Raw genomic sequence first — 6,332 nt, forward strand, 5'->3', positions numbered from 1 at the left:
GGGGGATTATAAATTGGACCGGATTGGTGATGGCTAATTTTTTAGTCATTCTGAACTTGATTCAGAATCTGGTGCTACGGAGCTGGTTGGGTGCCGCCCGATGAGATACCGGATCAAGTCCGGTATGACGCATTTTTTACGTCCGGTATGACGGTTTTGTAGTCGCCGGTATGACGGCTTTACCGCCTACGGTATGGCGCATTTTTTAAGTTCGGCCGGGCGGCGATGTTTTTGAAGTCATTCTGAACTTGATTCAGAATCTGGTGCTACGGAGCTGGTTGGGTGCCGCCCGATGAGATACCGGATCAAGTCCGGTATGACGGTGTTTAAAAGCTCGGTATGACGCATTTTTTTACGTCAGGTATGACTGGCGTTAATAAGTCTAGTATGGCCGTAATTTACGCCGGTATCGGCATGATTCGAAAATTTAATTTTATATTATATTAGGCTTGCGGTGGTGAGCCGCTTAAGGAAAGTCAATGACGAAGAAATACAAAGGCATTATTTTGGCGGGCGGCTCCGGCACCCGCTTACATCCCATTACAATGGGTATCTCTAAGCAATTATTGCCGATCTACGACAAACCGATGATTTACTATCCGCTGTCGGTGCTGATGCTGTCGGGCATTAAAGACATACTCGTTATCTCTACCCCCACTGATTTACCCGGTTTCCAGCGCTTATTAGGTGATGGCAGTCAATTTGGCACTAACATCAGCTACGCCGAGCAGCCGAGCCCAGATGGTTTGGCCCAAGCCTTTACCATTGGCGCCGATTTTATTGGCAATGACAATGTTAGCCTCGTGCTGGGCGATAATATCTTTTACGGCCAGCACTTCTCCGACAATCTCAAAAGCGCGATTGCCAAAGAGACTGGTGCCACGGTGTTTGGTTACCATGTCACCGACCCAGAGCGCTTTGGGGTGGTGGAGTTTGGCGAGGATGGCAAGGCGATCAGTATTGAAGAAAAGCCAGCCAAGCCAAAATCGCCCTATGCGGTTACCGGCCTGTATTTTTACGACAACGACGTGGTAGACATTGCCCGTAACATCAAGCCCTCTGCGAGGGGCGAGTTGGAAATCACCGATGTAAACCTCGCCTACCTCAAGCGCGGCGACCTTAATGTTGAAGTGCTGGGCCGTGGCTTTGCTTGGTTAGATACCGGCACCCACGACTCCTTAATCGACGCCGGTCAGTTTGTGCAAACGGTGGAGCACCGCCAGGGCCTCAAAGTCGCCTGTCTAGAAGAAATTGCCTATCGTCAGGGCTGGATTAGCACCGAACAATTATTACAGCAGGGCGAAGCCCTTAAAAAGACCGGTTATGGACAATACCTGTTGCGGGTTGCGGCCGGCTATAAATAGTCTGTTGGTGATATGTTAAGAGGATGCTTGCTCAATGAACGTTATTCAAACCAAGCTTAAAGACTGCGTGATTATTGAACCCAAAGTATTTGGTGATCATCGCGGTTTCTTTTTAGAAACCTTTCAGGCCGAGCGTTACCGAGACATGGCCGGCATTAGCCTGCCTTTTGTGCAAGACAATCACTCGCGCTCTGCCAAGGGCGTGTTGCGCGGTCTGCACTTTCAAAAGACCAAACCGCAAGGCAAATTGGTGCGGGTGGTCAGTGGTGAGGTATTTGATGTGGCCGTGGATATTCGTCCCAGCTCGCCCAGCTTTGGATTGTGGGAGGGGGTGGTTCTTTCGGAAGAAAATAAACGCCAATTCTGGGTGCCGCCAGGCTTCGCCCACGGCTTTGTGGTGCTCAGCGACACCGCTGACTTCGAGTACAAATGCACTGACTATTACGACCCCAGCGATGAAGGCTGCCTAATTTGGAATGATCCCGCGATGGCGATTGATTGGCCGCTGGCAAACCCCACCCTGTCTGCCAAAGACAGCGCCGCCCCCACTCTTGCCGAGCTATTTCAGCAATGAGTGAGCCGCATGCTATGCATTTGCTGGTGACCGGCGCCAATGGCCAGCTAGGCCAATGCTTGGCTGACCAGTTAAATGCGCAAAATATCGTCCACACCCTGCTGAGTCGCCAAGACGCCGACATCAACGACACTGTGGTCCTAGAAAAGCTTATTGCTGATAAAGGGATCACAGCGATCATTAATGCCGCTGCGTATACTGCGGTGGATAAAGCCGAGTCTGAACCGGAATTAGCGAAGCGGGTCAACGAAGATGGCCCACTAGCTCTGGCTAAGCTCTGCGCCCGATTTGATATTCCGCTACTGCACGTGTCGACCGATTATGTATTTGATGGCAATAAAACCACACCCTATGTGGAAGCCGATGCTGTTGGTCCAACGGGTGTGTACGGGCAGACCAAACTGGCTGGCGAGCAGGCGATTAGCCGCCACGCCACTAAATATATTATTATGCGCACCGCTTGGGTATTTAGTGAATACGGCAATAATTTCTTTAAAACGATGCTGCGTTTGGCTAAAGAGCGCGACACCCTTGGGGTGGTGGCTGACCAGTTTGGCTGCCCGACCTATGCCGGTGATATCGCCAAGGCCTTGATCGCCATTGCCAGCCAGTTGCACACCGGTACCGACAAGCAAACCGCGCGCTACGGCATATACCATTATGCTGGTGCCGAGGCGGTTAGCTGGCACGGCTTTGCCGAGGCGATTTTTGAGCAAGCGTACGCGCAGGGCATTATCGCGCGCCGGCCCACGGTAAATGCAATCGCCACCGCGGCCTATCCCACGCCGGCAAAGCGGCCGGCGTATTCGGTGTTAAGTTCGGCTAAGCTCGCACAAGATTACGGCGTGCAAGCCAGTGACTGGCGCCAAGCTGTTGAACGTCTTACTCTCGTAACAAGCGGTGAATAATCGTCTTTATTTTTATTAAAAATTGAGTAGCCGCTTTGCTTCCTTCAAAAATTAAAAATGTTTTAGCTAATGCTGATAATCGGGATTTACTGATCAGTAGCGCTTTTGCTTTTGCTATCCGGATTTTAGGCGCCATAAGTGGCTTTGTGGCTACCTTTTTTGTTGCACGTCATTTGGGCGCAGCTGAGTCAGGCTATTATTTTTTGGCATTTTCAGTGGTGGCGGTAGTATCAGCTTTTTCGCGGGTCGGTTTAGATAATACGGTGTTGCGTTTTACGGGCAGCTCGCCCGAGCTGGCTGTAGATACTACTTTAAAGTCAGTGTTGTTGATTTTGGCCGTGAGTTCGCTTAGTGCGATCAATTTATATTTTTTCGCGCCCTATTTCGCTGCCCAGTTGTTTTCAAAACCGGATTTGGCGCCAGTTTTACGATATATGTCTTTAGGGGTTGTCGGGCTGTCTGTACTGACAATTTTCGCTATGGCCCTGCAGGGCTTAAGGCGAGTATCTGCATCTATTTTTGTGTTAAACATAGCGGCTAATTTATTACTTATTCTTAGTCTTTATCTGGTTTCAGATTTGTCAGCAATGAAATTGGCTGGCGTATACGCTTTGTCTTCACTGCTGGTGGGTATTATTGGTTTTAGCTTTTTTTATCTGTTTAGGCCGCGTGAAAGCAAATTGGATATTTCTTGGCGCGCGTTGTTTGCAAGCTGTGGCCCGCTTTGGATCGTGGTTATTATGTCACAGATGGTGCAGTGGTCTGGGCAGTTTATGGCTGGTGCTTATGTGAGCAGCGAGGCTTTGGCTCAATTAGCGGTTGCACAGCGTACTGCGTTGTTAAGTAGTTTTATTTTGATTGCAGTGAATTTGGTGGTTGCACCAAGGTTTGCTACTTTGTATCGCAATAATGACATGCTTGCATTGGAACGCTTGGCCATAAAATCGGTGAAATTGATCAGTTTATTTGCCTTGCCGATAATTGGTGGAATGCTAGTTTTTCCTTCGTTCTTAATGAGCTTGTTTGGCACGGGGTTTACTGAAGGGGCCGTACTATTGCAGATTTTGGCTGTTGGTCAATTTATAAATGCAATGACCGGCTCTGTGGGGTTTTTGCTAATGATGTCGGGCCATGAGCGAGACATGCGTAATGTGACTTTGGTGTCTGGTACATTTGCGCTGGTGTTGACTTGGTTCTTAACCGCTCAATTTGGCATTGTGGGCGCTGCTGCCGGTACAGCTATCGCGGTTGCTACACAGAATTTACTGGCAGTTTATTTTGTTAAGAAACGACTTGGTTTTAATACTTTAGCCGTTTGGCGCTAATAAAAAATAGCAATTGTTATCGTTAATCGAAGAAATTGAGTGACGAGTATGGCTAGCACGGCTGGTTGGCGGCGGGGTGTCTGAAAAGCCTAAGTCTGGTATAGGCGCCTCGGTGTTGGGTTGTAATGCAGGGCCTGTAATGGGGATAGGTAATACTGTGTTACAGACGACTGGCTTAAAGGGCTTTATTGCTAAAGACCGGCAGTTAGAGCTTAAGGAGGTTGGTACGCAACGTAATGAAGCCTATGCGCATTTATTAGCGGTTCAAAATACTTTATTTGCGGCGGCTAAAGATTTACTGCCGCTGTTGCGTAATACCTCTGCAGTAAAAACACCTTTTCCTGATACTCAGCTTGGTAAACAACTTGCAGAGGTGGCGTTGCTTTTTATTCTTGCACTAAGTTTTAGTTGATTGGGTGGCGTGCTGCGTCTCTGCATAGGAATGATTTTGCAAAGAGATTCATGCACGTGGTCTATTTAAATTGGTATCATTTTCCTTATTGGATGTGCTTGCAGCTATTTTAAGGTGTGAGCAATATTAGGCATTTTATAGAGGTTGCATTATGCACGTAGTAATTATGGCCGGTGGCAGCGGAAGCCGTTTATGGCCATCTAGCCGAAGCTTATTTCCCAAGCAGTTTTTATCAGTAGCTGGTGACAACACCATGTTGCAAGCCACACTTGCGCGAGTTGAAGGCTTAGGTAACGGCAATACCTCGGTTATTTGCAACGAAGAGCACCGCTTTGTGGTGGCGCAGCAGGCGCAGGATTTTGGTGCCGCTTTAAGTTCTATTATTTTAGAGCCAGCTGGCCGCAATACCGCACCAGCTATTGCCTTGGCGGCTTTTGATGCGCTGGAGTCAGCTGGCGATAAAGCGCCTTTGCTGCTGGTTATGGCGGCAGATCACGTTATAAATGATGTGCCGGCCTTTCACTCGGCGGTTGCCGTTGCGCAGGTGCAGGCTGCAGCGGGTAATTTAGTGACCTTTGGGATTGTGCCGGAGTCTGCGCATACCGGTTATGGCTATATTCAGCGCGGCGGGCAAGTTGGCGGCCAAGATGGCGCGTATGTGGTTTCTCGTTTTGTAGAGAAGCCCGATGCAGGAACCGCGCAAAGTTATATTGATGCCGGCGGCTATTATTGGAATAGCGGTATGTTCTTATTTGCCGCGGATGTGTATTTGAATGAGTTGAAGGCGTTTAGACCAGATATTTATTCAGCCTGTGAGAAGGCGTTTGCGAATCGTCAGCGCGATAAGGATTTTTTGCGCATTGACGCTGAAGCATTTAAGGCCTGCCCCGATGAGTCGATTGATTATGCGGTGATGGAAAAAACCGACAAAGCGGTGGTAGTGCCGCTTGCTGCGGGTTGGAGTGATGTTGGCGCGTGGTCGTCGCTGTGGGAGATTGGCGAAAAAGACGCGGCCGGCAATGTGAGTAGTGGCGATGTATTGAGCCACAATACGTCTAATTCGTATATTCGCGCTGAGCACCGTTTGGTCGCCACGGTTGGTTTAGAGAATGTGGTGGTGGTTGAAACCAATGACGCGGTCTTGGTGGCGGCAAAAGACCAAGTGCAAGATGTTAAGAAAATTGTTGAGGCTTTAAAAGCGCAGAATCGCACTGAGGTTTCACAGCATCGCCATGTTTATCGGCCGTGGGGTGTTTACGACTCTATCGACAATGGCGAGCGGTATCAGGTTAAGCGGATTACAGTAAAACCAGGTGCGAAATTGTCGGTGCAAATGCATCATCACCGCGCAGAGCACTGGATTGTGGTGTCGGGTACCGCCAAAGTGACCAATGGCGATAAAGAGATAATGCTGACCGAAAACCAGTCTACTTATATTCCTGTTGGTGTTGTACATGCATTGGAAAACCCAGGCGTGATTCCGTTGGAATTGATTGAAGTGCAGTCGGGCTCGTATTTGGGCGAAGACGATATAGTACGTTTTGAAGATAGATACGGACGGGCGCCTAAGGGCTAGTTTTGGTAGGTGGGTGCTACGGAGCTGGCTGGGTGCCGCCCGATGAGATACCGGATCAAGTCCGGTATGACGCAGCTTTTTACGTTCGGTATGACGCGTTTTGTGTATTAGGCGGTCACTCGGGGCTCCCCACGTAGTCATTCTGAACTTGATTCAGAATCTGGTGCTACGGA

Annotated in this window: 6 protein-coding genes; all 6 read left to right on the forward strand. The window is 49.1% G+C overall.

Annotated features, from left to right (window positions below; all coding sequences use genetic code 11):
• Positions 1-479 precede the first annotated feature (479 nt).
• On the forward strand, positions 480-1,364 hold the full coding sequence (gene rfbA / locus P1U47_RS17505) for a glucose-1-phosphate thymidylyltransferase RfbA (protein WP_301030513.1): 885 nt from the start codon (positions 480-482) through the stop codon (positions 1,362-1,364).
• 34 nt (positions 1,365-1,398) lie between these two features.
• Positions 1,399-1,938 (forward strand): dTDP-4-dehydrorhamnose 3,5-epimerase, encoded by a 540-nt coding sequence (gene rfbC / locus P1U47_RS17510; RefSeq protein WP_301030514.1) that lies wholly within the window; start codon positions 1,399-1,401, stop codon positions 1,936-1,938.
• Complete coding sequence (gene rfbD / locus P1U47_RS17515; RefSeq protein WP_301030515.1) at positions 1,935-2,846, forward strand: dTDP-4-dehydrorhamnose reductase; 912 nt, start codon at positions 1,935-1,937, stop codon at positions 2,844-2,846. The genes rfbC and rfbD overlap by 4 nt, the downstream gene beginning before the upstream one ends.
• Before the next feature lie 35 nt (positions 2,847-2,881).
• The gene (locus P1U47_RS17520; RefSeq protein WP_301030516.1) at positions 2,882-4,171 is read left to right on the forward strand and encodes an oligosaccharide flippase family protein; all 1,290 of its coding nucleotides are present in this window, start codon (positions 2,882-2,884) and stop codon (positions 4,169-4,171) included.
• Positions 4,172-4,247: 76 nt separating this feature from the next.
• Positions 4,248-4,583 carry a hypothetical protein gene (locus P1U47_RS17525; protein ID WP_301030517.1) on the forward strand — a complete coding sequence of 112 codons (336 nt, stop codon included), beginning with the start codon at positions 4,248-4,250 and terminating at the stop codon, positions 4,581-4,583.
• 151 nt (positions 4,584-4,734) lie between these two features.
• The gene (locus tag P1U47_RS17530) at positions 4,735-6,159 is read left to right on the forward strand and encodes a mannose-1-phosphate guanylyltransferase/mannose-6-phosphate isomerase (RefSeq protein ID WP_366943195.1); all 1,425 of its coding nucleotides are present in this window, start codon (positions 4,735-4,737) and stop codon (positions 6,157-6,159) included.
• Positions 6,160-6,332 lie beyond the last annotated feature (173 nt).

The sequence above is a fragment of the Zhongshania sp. genome, from assembly GCF_029212375.1.
GTDB lineage: Bacteria > Pseudomonadota > Gammaproteobacteria > Pseudomonadales > Spongiibacteraceae > Spongiibacter.

Bases quoted from the DNA above. Each gene is read 5' to 3' on its own strand.
- rfbA (WP_301030513.1), top strand. From the start codon at position 480: ATGACGAAGAAATACAAAGGCATTATTTTGGCGGGCGGCTCCGGCACC.
- rfbC (WP_301030514.1), top strand. From the start codon at position 1,399: ATGAACGTTATTCAAACCAAGCTTAAAGACTGCGTGATTATTGAACCC.
- rfbD (WP_301030515.1), top strand. From the start codon at position 1,935: ATGAGTGAGCCGCATGCTATGCATTTGCTGGTGACCGGCGCCAATGGC.
- P1U47_RS17530 (WP_366943195.1), top strand. From the start codon at position 4,735: ATGCACGTAGTAATTATGGCCGGTGGCAGCGGAAGCCGTTTATGGCCA.